This window comes from Rahnella sp. RFA10(1/100), assembly GCF_004195115.1.
Lineage (GTDB): Bacteria > Pseudomonadota > Gammaproteobacteria > Enterobacterales > Enterobacteriaceae > Rahnella > Rahnella perminowiae.
In genome coordinates, this window is sequence record NZ_SEWR01000004.1 from 82,543 (window position 1) to 97,347 (window position 14,805).

At 50.9% G+C, this 14,805-nt stretch carries 14 protein-coding genes; 13 read left to right on the forward strand and 1 reads right to left on the reverse strand.

The genetic code is table 11. The features are described 5' to 3' along the window. The first annotated feature begins 44 nt into the window (after nt 1–44). The 12 genes from ETV65_RS13800 to ETV65_RS13855 all read left to right on the forward strand — a co-directional run bounded on the left by ETV65_RS13800 (nt 45) and on the right by ETV65_RS13855 (nt 12,568). A complete protein-coding gene (locus ETV65_RS13800) occupies nt 45–1,604 on the forward strand; it encodes an ABC transporter substrate-binding protein (RefSeq protein ID WP_129953392.1) in 1,560 nt (519 codons plus the stop codon). A gap of 80 nt (nt 1,605–1,684) precedes the next feature. Then, nucleotides 1,685–2,569, forward strand: a complete 885-nt coding sequence (locus tag ETV65_RS13805) for a dihydrodipicolinate synthase family protein (protein ID WP_129953393.1) — start codon at nt 1,685–1,687, stop codon at nt 2,567–2,569. Next, entirely contained in the window at nt 2,566–3,516 is a 951-nt protein-coding gene (locus ETV65_RS13810) for a nucleoside hydrolase (RefSeq protein WP_129953394.1), read from the forward strand. Before ETV65_RS13805 ends, ETV65_RS13810 begins: the two co-directional genes overlap by 4 nt. Nucleotides 3,517–3,520: 4 nt before the next feature. Next, nucleotides 3,521–4,483 (forward strand): nucleoside hydrolase, encoded by a 963-nt coding sequence (locus ETV65_RS13815; RefSeq protein ID WP_129953395.1) that lies wholly within the window; start codon nt 3,521–3,523, stop codon nt 4,481–4,483. After that, nucleotides 4,480–5,454: an ABC transporter permease gene (locus tag ETV65_RS13820; protein WP_129953396.1), complete on the forward strand. Its 975-nt coding sequence runs from the start codon at nt 4,480–4,482 to the stop codon at nt 5,452–5,454. The genes ETV65_RS13815 and ETV65_RS13820 overlap by 4 nt, the downstream gene beginning before the upstream one ends. Continuing rightward, nucleotides 5,454–6,371: an ABC transporter permease gene (locus ETV65_RS13825; protein ID WP_129953397.1), complete on the forward strand. Its 918-nt coding sequence runs from the start codon at nt 5,454–5,456 to the stop codon at nt 6,369–6,371. Before ETV65_RS13820 ends, ETV65_RS13825 begins: the two co-directional genes overlap by 1 nt. A 2-nt stretch (nt 6,372–6,373) precedes the next feature. Further along, nucleotides 6,374–8,173 (forward strand): ABC transporter ATP-binding protein, encoded by a 1,800-nt coding sequence (locus tag ETV65_RS13830; protein WP_129953736.1) that lies wholly within the window; start codon nt 6,374–6,376, stop codon nt 8,171–8,173. Between the two features lie 181 nt (nt 8,174–8,354). Further along, on the forward strand, nt 8,355–9,314 hold the full coding sequence (locus ETV65_RS13835; RefSeq protein WP_129953398.1) for a 3-oxoacyl-[acyl-carrier-protein] synthase III C-terminal domain-containing protein: 960 nt from the start codon (nt 8,355–8,357) through the stop codon (nt 9,312–9,314). Further along, a complete protein-coding gene (locus tag ETV65_RS13840) occupies nt 9,289–9,549 on the forward strand; it encodes a phosphopantetheine-binding protein (RefSeq protein WP_129953399.1) in 261 nt (86 codons plus the stop codon). The genes ETV65_RS13835 and ETV65_RS13840 overlap by 26 nt, the downstream gene beginning before the upstream one ends. Further along, nucleotides 9,542–10,183 carry a hypothetical protein gene (locus ETV65_RS13845; protein ID WP_129953400.1) on the forward strand — a complete coding sequence of 214 codons (642 nt, stop codon included), beginning with the start codon at nt 9,542–9,544 and terminating at the stop codon, nt 10,181–10,183. The genes ETV65_RS13840 and ETV65_RS13845 overlap by 8 nt, the downstream gene beginning before the upstream one ends. Then, complete coding sequence (locus tag ETV65_RS13850) at nt 10,180–11,532, forward strand: MATE family efflux transporter (RefSeq protein WP_129953401.1); 1,353 nt, start codon at nt 10,180–10,182, stop codon at nt 11,530–11,532. Before ETV65_RS13845 ends, ETV65_RS13850 begins: the two co-directional genes overlap by 4 nt. After that, nucleotides 11,522–12,568 carry an alpha/beta hydrolase gene (locus ETV65_RS13855; RefSeq protein WP_129953402.1) on the forward strand — a complete coding sequence of 349 codons (1,047 nt, stop codon included), beginning with the start codon at nt 11,522–11,524 and terminating at the stop codon, nt 12,566–12,568. The genes ETV65_RS13850 and ETV65_RS13855 overlap by 11 nt, the downstream gene beginning before the upstream one ends. A gap of 11 nt (nt 12,569–12,579) precedes the next feature. Here ETV65_RS13855 and ETV65_RS13860 read toward each other — a convergent pair whose 3' ends face one another. Beyond that, nucleotides 12,580–13,125, reverse strand: a complete 546-nt coding sequence (locus ETV65_RS13860; RefSeq protein WP_129953403.1) for an AraC family transcriptional regulator — start codon at nt 13,123–13,125, stop codon at nt 12,580–12,582. A 426-nt stretch (nt 13,126–13,551) separates the two neighbouring features. On the opposite strand from ETV65_RS13860, the gene ETV65_RS13865 reads away from it, so the two are divergent. Beyond that, the gene (locus ETV65_RS13865; RefSeq protein ID WP_129953404.1) at nt 13,552–14,802 is read left to right on the forward strand and encodes an efflux RND transporter periplasmic adaptor subunit; all 1,251 of its coding nucleotides are present in this window, start codon (nt 13,552–13,554) and stop codon (nt 14,800–14,802) included. The last annotated feature ends 3 nt before the right edge of the window (nt 14,803–14,805 follow it).

Genomic DNA, 14,805 nt, shown 5'->3' on the forward strand with positions numbered 1-14,805 from the left:
GACACACATTGCCTGAAAATCTAAAATAATTAAGGGTTAAATGCATGAGAACGTCCGTTTTGGCAGGAGTGCTTTTCCCGGCACTGGCCACGCTTTTTGTTTCACAGACCGTACACGCGGCTGATCTTACTCTCGGTCTGGCTGCTTCTACCACTTCCATGGATCCACAATTTTACGTCGGCGGTGCCAACAGCGCGATGGCGCGTAATATTTTTGATGGTTTGGTGAATCAGGACGAAAAACAACAGATTACCCCTGCGCTTGCGGTGTCATGGAAAGTGATTAATGACACCACCTGGGAATTTGCCCTGCGTCCCGGCGTGAAATTCCACGATGGCAGTGAGTTCACGGCTAAAGATGTGATTGCCAGCGTGAAACGCGTGGCGCTGGCGTCAAAGAACAGCCCGAGCGCCTATACGCCGTACGTTAACGATATCGCTGAGGTCACCGAGATCAATCCTTTAACGGTGAGAATTACCACTAAAGCGCCGACACCGTTATTACTGAACAACTTAAGCCGTGTCGCCATCTTACCGGCGCGTCTGGAAACGGTCGGGTCACAAACCCTCAACGAAGGGAAAGACGTCACCGGTACCGGTCCGTTCAAATTTGTCAGCTGGACGCCGGACGATAACGTGGTGCTGGTGCGCAATGACCAGTACTGGGGCGGAAAAGCTCAGTGGGATAAAGTGACGTTACGCGTATTCAAAAACCCGAGCGCCCGCGTGGCTGCGTTGCGTTCCGGTGATGTTGACATGATCGAAAGTGTACCGACGGCAGACGGACGAAATCTGGGCAAACAAGCCAGCCTGCAGCTGGAATCCGTGGCCGGTAACCGTATTTTGTATTTACACCCGGATCAGGATCGTGATGTGTCGCCGTTTGCTAAAGGGCCGGACGGCAGCAATCCGCTGAAAAAGCGGGAAGTGCGCGAGGCGATGTCGCTGGCGATAAACCGTCAGGCGATAGTTGACCGTATCATGGACGGGCAGGGCGTACCCGCATCGCAGCTGGTGCCCAAAGGCTACTTAGGTTACACCCCGGCGATTGCCGCACCGGTCTATGACCCGGCGAAAGCGAAGCAATTGCTGACGCAGGCCGGTTATCCGGATGGCTTCACCCTGACCTTCCATGCGTCGAACGACCGTTATCCGAACGATTCTAAAATCGCGCAGGCGCTCGGCCAGATGTTCAGCCGTATCGGTATTAAAACTGACGTTGTCACTATGCCGGGCAGCGTATATTTCTCCCGCGCATCCAAACGCGATTTCAGCCTGATCATGGGCGGTGCAGCGATTGAAACCGGTGAAGCCTCCGGTGTGCTGGGACCGTTGCTCGAAACCTTCGGGCCGAACGGCGGACAGGGTAACCGCGGACGTTACTCGAACCCTGAGTTTGATAAAACACTGGTGCAGGCGCGGGAAACCCTCGACGACGGCCAGCGTGAAAAGTTACTGCAACATGCCACAGAGATTGCGATGAAGGACGAAGGCGTCATTCCGCTGCTGTTCCTCTCCTACACCTGGGCGATGAAAACACCTTATACCTACGTCGGCCGCTCCGACGGCTATACGTTGCCGTACTTTGTGCATGAGAAACACTAAATAAGCGCAAAGTACATACCAGACCAAGGCGGGAATAGAGCACCAACACCAGGGTTGTTCTAAGAAAAGAGAGAGAAGCTATGACTTCTTTTAGCGGTGTGTATCCCTATCTGGTTTCGCCGGTCACTGACGGCGGCCAGATAGATAAACCGGTGCTGACTGCGCTGGTTGAACATCTGATTACCAGTGGCGTGCAGGGTCTGACGCCACTTGGCAGTACAGGTGAGTTTGCCTATCTCAATGCAGAACAGCGCACTGAGATAGTGAAAACCGTTGTGGAAGCCGCCCGGGGGCGCGTTCCGGTCATTGCCGGTGTCGCCGCTACCACCATTCAGGACGCCGTAGCGCAAACCGCTCGCTACGTCGCTCTGGGTGTGGACGGTATTCTGGCGATCCTTGAGGCGTATTTCCCGGTGCCCGAACAGGGCGTCGAAAATTACTTTCGTGCCATCGCGACCGCAGCCGGAAAGCTGCCGGTCGTGCTGTACACCAATCCGCAGTTCCAGCGTTCTGATCTCAGCCTGCCGTTGATTGAGCGGCTGAGTCATGTGGAAAATATCAACTATATTAAAGATGCCTCGGCCAACACTGGTCGTTTGCTGTCGATTATTGAACGCACACAGGGGCGGATGCAGGTTTTTGCCGCCTCGGCACATATCCCGGCCTGCGTGATGCTGATTGGCGGCGTGGGCTGGATGGCAGGCCCGGCCTGTATTGTACCGAAACAAAGTCTGGCACTGTATGAAGCTGCGAAGCAGGGTGACTGGACAAAAGCGATGGCATTGCAGCGTCCGCTGTGGCGCATCAATGAAATCTTCGCCAAATACTCCCTCGCGGGGTGTATCAAAGCGGCGCTGCAATTACAGGGATTTGAGGTAGGCGATCCGTTGCCGCCACAGGTGCCGTTAAACGAGGCTGCGCGTCAGGAAATCGCGGATGTTTTGCGCTCTGTGGGGGCACTGTGAAAACCTTACCGGTGATCATTGACTGCGATCCGGGTATTGACGATGCTATCGCGCTGCTCAGTGCATTCGTCGCACCCCAGCTGGATATCCTCGGCATTTGCACAGTGTGTGGCAATCAGCCACTGGTGAATACTACCCGCAATGCGCTGCAAATTACCGAACTGGGTTACCGGGTGGATATCCCGGTGTTTGCCGGTTGTCATCAGCCGCTGCTGCGTGCGCCGATCCATGGCCAGTTTCACGGTGAAAATGGTCTGGGTAACACCGCCTTTCCCGCGCCGCAAAAACAGGCCGAATCCCTTCATGCTGTTAACTTTCTGATCAACCGTTGCGAACAGGCCATTGAAAATAATCAGCCACTGACACTGTGCGTGCTCGGGCCGCTGACCAACCTGGCAACAGCGCTGCGTATGAAACCTGAGATCACTGCCGGTATTAGCCGCGTGGTGCTGATGGGTGGGGCCTATCGCGAAGCCGGTAACCGTACCATGACCTCCGAATTCAATATGTTCGCCGATCCCCATGCTGCGCATATTGTGTTTTCCGCCGGGCTCAGCATCACCGTTTTACCGCTCGACGCCACGCACCAGGTGATTCTCACACCGGAACATGTGGCGAAGTTTATCAAAGTCTCCGGACGTCTCTCCGCTCCGTTGGGCGAACTGATGGCGTTCTGGGATCGCAACGACGTGCGCCGTTACGGGTCACGGGGCGGGCCGCTGCATGACCCGCTGGTGATTGCTTACGTTCTGGCGCCGGAACTGTTCGGTACCGAAAAAGCACGGGTGTTTGTCGAACACGAGAGCGAGTTGTGTATGGGGCAAACCGTCGCCGACTGGTACGGCAAGTCGGGGCTGACCCCCAATGTCGATATCGTCACGCGCGTGGACGCGACCAAAATCTTCGCGCTGTTTTACGAACTGCTTTCACGTTATGCCGGGAAATAAAATTATGAGCCAGCGCATCATTATAGATACCGATCCTGGCGTGGATGACGCCATCGCGTTGTGGCTGGCATTGGCCTCGCCGGAGCTGGACGTGCTCGGCGTGACCGTTGTCGCAGGTAATGTGGCGCTGAAAGACACCGTGCGTAACGCCTGTAAAATTGTCGCCTTGTCCGGCAAAACCGCTACGCCCGTTTTCGCCGGTGCGCCCGGTCCGCTGGTACGCGAACAGGTTTACGGCAAGTACGCGCATATCGGCGCGTTTAACGATGAACTGGTGCCGGACACCGGCCTGCAACCGCGGGCTGAACACGCAGTGGATTTTCTGGTGCGTACCTTAAGACAGGCTGCCGAAGATAATGACCCGATTTCGTTGTGCGTGATTGGCCCGATGACTAATATCGCGCTGGCGCTCGGCATGCATCCGGATGTCGCACGCGGCATCAAACAGATCGTCACCATGAGTTGTGCCTTTACCGCCCTCGGCCATCGCGTGCCATGGGCCGAATTTAACGTCTATGCCGATCCGCATGCGGCTGAAAAAGTATTTAACAGCGGCGTACCGCTGATCATCATGCCACTCGATATGACCTTTCAGGCGCTGATCGGTGCAGAGGATATCGGGGCATTAAAACAGGATGGCGGCCTGCCGGGAGAATCCGTTGCCGCGTTACTGAATGCGTTTGACCGTAGTGATCTCAGTCGTTTTGGTCGCCAAGGCGGGCCGGTGCATGACGCCACCACTGTCGCGTGGTTATTGCAACCCGGCTTGTTTGAAGGCCAGCCCGCCCGCGTGGGTGTGGCGGTTTCCGGTCATACTGCCGGCTATACTTACGCGGATTTCTGGAACAAACTGGCGACGCCTGCGAATGCGGTGGTCATGCAGACGGTCGATGAGTCCGGTTTCTTTAGCCTGATACGCCGAGTATTTTCCCGTTACGGCGATTCATCCGGCGAAATGTGCGCATGAACCGTTACCTGCTCGGGCGTTTCGGACAAACGTTGCTGACGCTGTTCGTGATGTCATTGCTGGTTTTCTGGGGTGTGTATCTGGTGGGTAACCCGGTCGATTTGTTGATCAGTACCACGGCCACGCCCGCTGAACGCCTCAGTGTGATCCAGTCTTTTGGCCTCGATAAACCGGTGTGGGAGCAATATGGCCTGTTTGTGGTCAATGCCCTGCATGGCGACATGGGTAACTCATTCATTTACAACCAGCCGGCACTGCACCTGATTTTTCAGCGTATGCCCGCAACACTCGAACTGGCGCTGGTGGCCTTTGTTCTGGCGCTGGTGATTGGCATTCCGCTCGGCGTCTACGCCGGTTTGCATCCTGACGGAGGGTTATCGAAATCAGTCATGGCTGTCTCGATTTTAGGTTTCAGCCTGCCGACGTTCTGGATTGGTCTGATGATGATCATGTTGTTCAGCGTCAAACTTGGCGTACTTCCCGCCTCCGGGCGCGGTGCGACGGTGGATGTTTTCGGCGTTCCTGTCAGCCTCTTTACCGCCGACGGTCTGGCACATCTGATTCTGCCCGCCTTCAATCTGGCACTGTTTAAAATTTCGCTGGTTATTCGTCTGACCCGCGCGGGGGTGCTTGAGTGCCTGCAACAGGACTTCATCCGTTTTGCCCGCGCCAAAGGCTTATCGGAAAGCCGCATTGTGTTGGTTCATGTGTTGAAAAATACGCTGATCCCGCTGATTACCGTCATCGGACTGGAGCTGGGGTCGCTGATTGCTTTTGCCGTGGTCACCGAAACCATTTATGCCTGGCCGGGCATGGGTAAACTGATTATTGATTCTATTGCCGTGCTCGACAGGCCTGTGATCCTGGCGTATCTGATGATCACCGTGGTGATGTTCAGCCTGATCAACCTGCTGGTGGATGTGCTGTATGTGCTGGTGGATCCGCGTGTGCGGCTGGGGGGCGGCAACTGATGGTGTCTGATTCCGTACATTCTCGCTCAGCCGTTCAGGGCAAAACGTCCCCGGCATTTTACAACACCGTGCGTGCGTTGCTGCGCAATAAATTCTCCTTATGTGGCCTGATCATTTTAGGTATCGCCATTCTGCTGGCGGTGCTGGCACCCTGGTTCTCGCCACAAAATCCGTATGATCTGTCGCAGCTTGATATCATGGATGGCCGCCTGAGCCCGGGTTCATCCAGCCTGAATGGCATGATCTACTGGCTCGGCACCGACGATCAGGGGCGCGATTTGCTGAGCGCCATTTTGTACGGCACGCGAACCAGCCTGTTGGTGGGGGTCTCCAGTGCGGTAATTGCGCTGACCATTGGCGCAACATTGGGACTTATCAGCGCTTACGCTGGCGGCAAAACGGATGCACTGATCATGCGTATTGTTGATATCCAGCTGAGCTTTCCGCCGATCCTGATTGCGTTGATTTTGCTGGCAGTGCTTGGGCAGGGCGTCGATAAAATTATTCTTGCGCTGGTGGTCACGCAATGGGCCTATTACGCACGTACCCTTCGCGGTTCGGCACTGCTGGAACGTCGCCGCAGTTACGTGGATGCCGCGCGCAGTATGGCGCTTTCCCGTCCGCGCATTCTGTTTCGCCATATTTTACCTAACTGCCTGCCGCCGCTGATTGTCGTGGCAACCATGCGGATTGCTTACGCCATCATGCTTGAGGCCACATTGTCGTTTCTTGGCATTGGTTTGCCCGTTACCGAGCCTTCGCTCGGTCTGCTGATTGCCAACGGTTTTGATTACCTGATGTCCGGCGATTACTGGATAAGTTTTTTCCCCGGCATCACGTTGCTGGTGCTGATTGTCGCCATCAACTTAATCGGTGACGCCTTACGCGATATCCTCAACCCACGGAATAAGGATTGATGATGCAGACCCCGGTTTTACAGGTCGATAATCTTAATACCGCATTTTCCGTGGGTGGCGAATGGCTGAATGTGGTGCGTGACCTTTCGTTCTCCATTGGCCCGAAAGAAACACTGGCGCTGGTGGGAGAATCCGGTTCTGGTAAAAGCGTGACGGCGATGTCAGTTATGCGCTTACTGGACGAAAAACAGACCCGTTATTCCGGCAGTATTCAGTTTGATGGTCGGGAATTGCTCAGCCTTAACCGTGCGCAGATGCAAAGCATCCGCGGCAACCACATTGGTATGATTTTTCAGGAGCCGATGACCAGCCTGAATCCGGTACTGAAAATCGGTGTGCAAATTACCGAAGTGCTGAAGCGACATCGCGGTATGGACGATGCTGCCGCGCGTGCCGAAGCTGTCCGTTTGCTTGAGAAAGTGCGCATCCCGGCAGCCGCCTCGCGGATGAATGAATATCCGCTGAGTTTTTCCGGTGGCATGCGTCAGCGCGTGGTCATCGCCATCGCGCTGGCCTGCAATCCGCGTTTGCTGATTGCGGATGAACCCACGACCGCACTGGATGTGACCATTCAGGCGCAAATTCTGGCGCTGATCAAATCCTTGCAGGAGGAAGAGGGCATGTCCGTGCTGTTCATCACCCACGATATGGGCGTGGTGGCGGAAGTGGCGGATCGCACGCTGGTGATGCACCGTGGCGAAGCCGCAGAACAGGCAACCACGCGGGAAATCTTCCATCACTCCAAACATCCTTACACGCGTGCGCTGCTGTCGGCGGTGCCACGGCTGGGGGCGATGCATGGCATAGCGTTGCCGAAACGCTTCCCGCTGACTGACATGCAGACCGGCGAACCGCTGCCGGTGGCGGTGTCTGTCGATACGCTGCGCTGCGGTCAGCCAGTGCTGGAGGTTAAAAACCTCGTGACACGTTTTGATGTGAAATCCGGTCTGTTGCGCCGCGTATCTGCCCGCATACATGCGGTGGAAGATATCTCATTCAGTCTGCAACCGGGCGAAACTCTCTCACTGGTCGGTGAATCCGGCTGCGGCAAATCCACCACCGGACGCACAATTTTACGTCTCACCGAAGCGACTTCCGGTGATGTGCTGATCTGCGGACAGGATATCCGCCGGGCAGACAACGCGCGGCTGGCTGAAATCCGTACCCAGGCGCAGATGATTTTTCAGGATCCGTACGAAAGCCTTAACCCGAGAATGCGCATTGGCCAGGCGATTGCCGAACCGATGATAAGCCTCGGTTTGCACGATGCCGCCAGCGCTAAACACCGCGTGGCGCAACTGCTGGAGCAGGTCGGATTACAAAGCAATATGGCGATGCGTTTTCCTCATCAGTTTTCGGGCGGACAGCGCCAGCGTATCTGCATTGCACGCGCGCTGGCGCTCGAGCCGAAAATGATTATCGCCGATGAAGCGGTGTCCGCGCTGGATGTGTCAGTTAAAGCGCAGGTCATTAACCTGATGCTCGATCTGCAACAGGCGCTCGGGCTGGCGTATCTGTTTATCTCGCATGACATGGCGGTGGTCGAGCGGATCAGCCATCGCGTGGCGGTAATGTATCTGGGTGAAATCGTTGAAATCGGTTCGCGGGCGGACATTTTCGAAAATCCGCAGCATCTTTATACCCGCAAACTACTGGCCGCCGTACCGGTGCCCGACCCGGATGTTCACCACACACGCACCGTGGTACCGGAAGAAATTGCCAGCCCTCTGCGCGCTGCTACTTATCAGCCGCCGGTGCGCCATTACCGCGAAGTCAGCAACGGACATTTCGTGCAGCTTTAACGGTGCCTTTCACCTGGATTTGCCTTTCTCTTCCCTCCTGACCCTCCCGACATTCCATTAGTGGGATTTAAAAATGGGAATCGATGCCACTTTAAGCAATTGCAGGCAAAAAATGCGTTTTTTTTCTGGGATTATGGACTGCGCTTATAAAAAATCTAAAAATAAATTCCTGTGAGAATATATGTTGCCACTTAATGATTTATGCTGGTTACCTGATCGCATCTCTTTAAGACCATTAAGTACACTTGAATCATCTCATAATTTAAAAACAGGTGCGCGTAAGGTTCTTGAACGTTATTACTCATTGAACAGCGTGGGGATGTTTACGGGTAACCATACACAAATGTTGCAGGAAACCCTTTCCGCGCTGGTGGGTGCAAATAAAAATATAACGCACATGCAGGGATATTTGATATATGCCAAAACCCAGACGCACAATACTTTTTTTGAAACCTCCTGGCTCGATGAGATCGCCATCGGTTGCGGAATAGGCCATTGGGAAACATTAACGGTGAGTCTTAATCATTGCGCGTCGGCACTGTCTGCGATCCATTTATTAAAAAGCCGGATCATAAAAAGCCAGCAACCGATGATACTCCTGACGGGGGAAAAAGCGTTTCATAGTGATATTAATAAGCTTGATAATAGTGTCATGGCGGAAGTCCCTGCGGCAATGCTACTGAACGCGGGGCACTCACGGTGGCAAATCAATCACACCGCCGTGCGGCATTTATCTTCATTTTATAACAATCATCGTGAGTCTACGGCTGCCCGGAGGCGGGAACTATTTTCATCGCTTGAGCAGGATTATTATGATTTTTATACCTATGTATTGGATAAGTTTCATCTCTCCATCGGCGATATAGATGCTATCGTTCCTGGCAATATAGATATGCCCATGCTTAAACGTATAGCTGATAAATTGAAGTTCAGAGGCGAGCTTTTTACAGAACATATATCAGGTTATGGCCATGCATATTGTTCTGATATTTTATTTAACGTGTCTTCATTATTAGAGCGTTTCGACGGAAAAAGAATTCTCTGCGTTGCAATGGGAATGGGGATAACGATGTCTTGTATCCTGATTGAAAAAAACGAAATTAATGAGGTAAAGCATGTCAGCACTACTTTCGGCAGTTAATGATGCATTAAACGATGTTATGTCTGCAAAAATCTCCATTACGTCAGACACTGATTTCAATGAAGATCTGGATCTGGATTCGGTATTATTTGTTCAGTTCTTACTCACGCTGGAGGAAAAAATCCCCGGCCTGATGTTTGAACCTGATCAAATCAATCAGGATGCATTTACCACGGTCGGAAAACTTATCCAGTGGATTGAGCAACACCTGCAGCTGGAGAGCTCCGATGTCTGAAGAGGAGTTTACCCGGCTTTATTTTTTGTTCAGAGACCTTAAGCCAGCAGATGCCCTCCGGCAGATGCGTCAGAAGTGGGCAGATCCTGCGAGTGGCGTATTTTGTCGCGGGTATCAGTTGGTGGGTCAACACAGCGAAGCGGATAGGGATGAGCACACGGAGTCTGACCGTATTTTGGCTTCACTGGGTATCTCTTTGCAATACAACGCTGGAGAAGCGACAGGTACAGACCCGATCCCGCTGGTTGCCTCTTTTGCGGCCCGGTTAGGGCTTCTGAGCCAGATCCTGACAATCAGCTGGGAGCACTTATCCGCGCGCAAGAGTTTTGGTGTAAAAACCACCCGACATCAGTTGGTGAAGGCCGATTTCGCCGATCTCAGCAACCAGACAGAATTGTTGCTGATCCAATGGCAAAGGCGCGTTGCAGCACAGGATTTTGCCGGGGCGCAGGCAGATCACTGGCAGATCACGGTGTTAACCAACAGAGCAGAAAAACTGATGGGCGGGCACGGCTACTTATCAGGCTCAACTCACAGCTTTTCTTATCTGTCGGTAATGATTTATAGCCTGTATGGAAAAACAGCATCCGGGGCTGTAACTCTGTTGCCTGACAATCAGGAGCATGCAATATGAACTCCCCATCTGAAATGACGATGCCGCGACGCCAAAGCCTGGGCAAAGATATCACCGACCTGATGAAGTTAGCCTGGCCGATGATTATTGTGGCGATTGCCGTATCCTTTTCCCAAAATATTCAGACCGCCATTTTGGGTCACGGAAGCGAAACCGGATCAATTTATTTGCTCTCCATGCTTCAGCCTTTCAGTTTTTTATTCCTGGCTATTCTGGAATGTCTGGCTATCACTAATCAGGTTTTCAGTGCCCGTTCGTTGAATCTGTGGTCCCGGCAAAAGGTGCTGAAGGCAACGTCACTGCTGGCGACGCTGGGTATCCTGATTGTGGCGCTGCTCAGTGGCGCGACGGCCCTGTGTTCCTCACTATTGCAGGCAATGCTGCCGGTCGCCGGCAATGAATTCTATGCCTCTGCATTACCGCTCTATTTCCTCTCCATGCTGCCTTTTATACAACTCGAGATGTGTAACAGTGCACTTCGGGGACAAGGGAAAAGCGCATTGAGCATGGTATTAGTTATCGCCTATATCGTTCTGAATGCGCTTCTCTGTTACGCCTGCTATCAGTTCTACGGGTTAGGTTTTTACTCCATTATTGTGGCAAATTCTCTGGCTTCAGCCCTGCTTATCCCCGTCGCGCTTTGGCTGGTATGGCGCATAGGCCGTAACGTGAAAGATGACCGGCCGGGGGCTTTCATTGCGCGCCTCAGCGGGCTTCTGTTTCAGGTGGGAATGCCAATATTTGCCTCGCTGGTGGTACTATTTTTCAGTTCGCTACTGATATTCCCGTTAATAGGTACGTTGGGTGAGCAATATGTTGCCGGCTTTCTGATCGTCACCAAAATCAGAATGTTTATCGTTATTCCCGCTGTGGCCTGCGGATCTGCTCTGGCGATATTAATTAACCAGCGTCTGGCGATCAGTACAGGGGAAGAATTAAAACGTTTACTGCATCGGGGACTCACTTTTATTGGCATCTTTTATCTTCTGCTGACATCAGGGGTCTATTTTACCGAGGCCAGTCTGATTAAAATATTATCGGGCGACAAAACAATACAAGATGTCAGCAGTCAGATGTTATTAATATTATTACCGACTTTCTTCCTGACATCTTTTGTTGCCTCTCTTCAGGCGTTACTCGAACAACTTGATCAGGCCAGACGGGTACTGGTATTAACCGTTATCATTGAATTACTGACAGTCATCACCCTGTTGGTGGGGTGGGGCAATTTTTCCCAGCTTAAAAGCATCATGAATATTATTATTATATTCAATGTCATCTACTTTATCGCATTCGGCAGGGAGTACTGGCGTCTGGCAAATAAAATAGGGAGCGACAATGTTTTATAGCTTCTTTTACCCCGTTCTTTTGTTCTTTTCACTGGTGCACCAAAATTATCTTCGGGTGCTGGTTCTGATGAGATTACGCCCCTCTTTATTGATGAAAGCGAAAATCAGACCTGCGACACATTATAGCAGGGCATGCAGACTAATAAGTTTATTCGATTTATATTCATTGCATGTTATGTCTTCTTACCTTTCTGCTTTATACGCGTTGCGTCTGTTCGAAAAGACCCGGCCCTTACCCTATAAACAGGGTGAAATCATGCTGCTCAGCCGCTGCCTGCAGGAGGAGCTTTTCTGGCGCAAATCATTTGTTAAGGTTTTTATTTACCCGCAAGCGGACCCGCAGGCAGAGAAAGTTTTACTGCTTCATGGATGGGATGGCAGAAGTATTATGTTGCGGCAAATGGCGCAGCGGTTACAGGAAAAAGGTTACAGTGTTTATGCACCGGATCTTCCGGCACATGGAATTTCTCCCGGCAAAAAAGTGTCCTTCTATGATCTTTCACGGGCAGTGATGGATATGGAAAAACACTATGGCCATTTTTCTGTCGTCATTGGCCATTCGACGGGGGGATTAATTGGTTGCATGGCGGCATTACAGGGGCTGTTTTTTAAGCGCATGATTTTAATCAGCAGTCCGTGCAGTTATGGAAAGATGATGGACAGATATGTCTGCAATAATAAGCTTCCAAAGCGTATTGCCGGTTCCATGAAAAAGCTTTATCAACTCCGCTATGGCGTTCATCCTGATGCTATTGGTCCGGAACTCATCGGAGCAATAACGCAGCCTGTGATGATATTACATGATAAAAATGATCTCAGTATCGGACTGGATGAAGCCCTAATTCTGAGCCGCTCCCTGGAGAAAAGTAAATTAATTGTGACAGAAGGCCAGGGTCACAATGGCGCATTGCGTGACCCTGCTGTCTTTAAACACATTTCAGATTTTGTGAGTCAGACTGTGCATGAAGATTATTCATCGTTTTCTGAACCAAAGTTGATATTGCGCGTAGCGAATAATATAAAAAGGCATAAGTGATCTTGTGATAATTATAAACTGTGCAGATTATTAATTAACATGCTTCTCGAAAAATTATTTCTTTGAATTCCAAAAATAAAATCATAATCTGAGGTTTCTTTTTTACTTTCAGGCCGTGTTGTCCTGAGGACATTTTGTTTAAATTTAAGGGGAGACTCATTATAGGTTTTGCTGAAACTTCTGGAAAAATGCGGTAATGATGAAAATCCGCAAGCATAACTGATATCCGTCAGGGACCATTCGGGTGCTAAATGAATAAACTCCCTTGCTAAGGCGAGCCGGACTTTCCACATCCATTTTATCGGTGTGACATCATAGAAATGTTTGAATACCCGGCAAATATCAAATCGTGTTTTACCACATATCTTTTCCAAATCCTCAAGCGTTATTTCGTCAGAAATATTCTCAAGCATAAAATTAATGATCCTGACAACACATAATGCTTTTTCGGTATGTGCATGTTTTCCATACACAGTTAAATGACGATGATTCAGATCCTCGATTATTTTCTGAGTGAAAAGTGTTTTTTCAGCGTTCGACAGTTTGCGTTGCCACATACCCACCCCTTCTGTGCAAGCCATTAATGATGAACTTTTTAAAAGCGTAACTCCGTACATGAAAGGCTTAAGCAATTGCTATGCCATATTTTTATTTGTTTTAACTGTTTGTTTTTTAATAAAATTATTATCAATTTCCGTTAGCGGAACGCGAAATTCCCATTTTCGGAACGTGGTCATTAATGTGAATGAGCCAATATCCCATTAATGGGAATCCTTGCTATAAGCGGGATTGTGCAGGGTAAAAAGAGGGGACAGGTCTTGCCGTCCCGGTTGCTGTTCCATTAATGAGATAGAAATGGAACAAAGGGAAAGGGGGGATTTATTTGATATTAAAAATTCTTTGTAAATCATTAAGTTAATTTGATTTCTGCTATTGGCATGCTTTGTGCTTAAAGCTAAGGAGTTATCAGAAAAGGTATTATCATGGATATTTCAATCCCGCAGACCGGGAATAAATTTGTACTGAAGCGATACCGCAAATCTATTGTTATGGGTGCGTTATTTTTGGCCGCGCTGGTGGCAATCTACAGTTACCGTTTTTCTCCCTATCAGATCTCCCGTGGAAGTATTGCTGTCGGGCAGGTTCAGTATGGAAATTTCTCGGTTGAAGTGCGGGGTAACGGGGTATTGTTGCCGCGTGATATTAACTGGGTTGCTGCGAATGTGGATGCGCGCGTGGAAGAAGTCATCTACAAACCCGGTATGAAGGTAAGTAAAGGGCAATTGCTGGTCAGAATGAGTAACCCGACGCTGGAGCAGAAACTACAAGAAAACCGGCTCGAACTGGATGCCCGGCGGGCTGAGACCGACGCGACTAATGCAGAATTACAAAATAAGATACTGAGTCAGGAAGCACTGGTTCTTGATGCCAGAAGCCGGTTACTCAGCTCTACGATGCGACTTGCCGCGCAAAAGAAATATATTGCGGCAGTGCCGGTGCTGGAATATGAAACAACCCGTATTAATACGGAACAATATCGTCAGCAACTGGTTCTTGAGGAAAAACGGCTGAGCACCCTCAGACTCAGTGTGGATGCGGATATCAAAGCCAGCGCGATGCGCCTTAACAAGCTGGAATCGTTGGTGCAACTGAGCCAGCAGGATGTTGATTCACTTAATGTCACCTCGCCGATAGAGGGAATTTTGCAGGATGTGAAAGTACAGGTGGGGCAGAGGATCACCACAGGGACCAGTATTGCCCGTCTGGCGAAAGAAAAGGAGCTTTACGCTGAACTCAAAGTGCCGGAATTACAATCCCGCGATCTGGCTGTGGGACAACAGGTGACGATCAATACCGGACGCAGCCAGTTCACAGGCGTGCTGTCACGGGTTGACCCGGCAGTGACGAATGGCACGGTTAAGGTGGATGTGACATTCAACCAGCCACTGCCGCAGGAAGCCCGTCCTGATCTGAGCGTTGATGGCCTGATTGCAGTGACGAAAATTAATGATTCTCTGTACGTCGAGCGGCCACCGTTCGCGCAAAATAATTTACCGTCGATGCTCTATAAGCTCGATGAAAACGAACATTCAGCCACCAAAATGAAGGTCAACTTCGGGCAAGGATCTGCAGATTATATTCAGGTGACCAGTGGCCTGCGTGCGGGAGACAAAATTATTCTCAGTGACAGCACGGCCTGGCAAGGGGCTGATCAAATTGAGATGACTAAATGATGC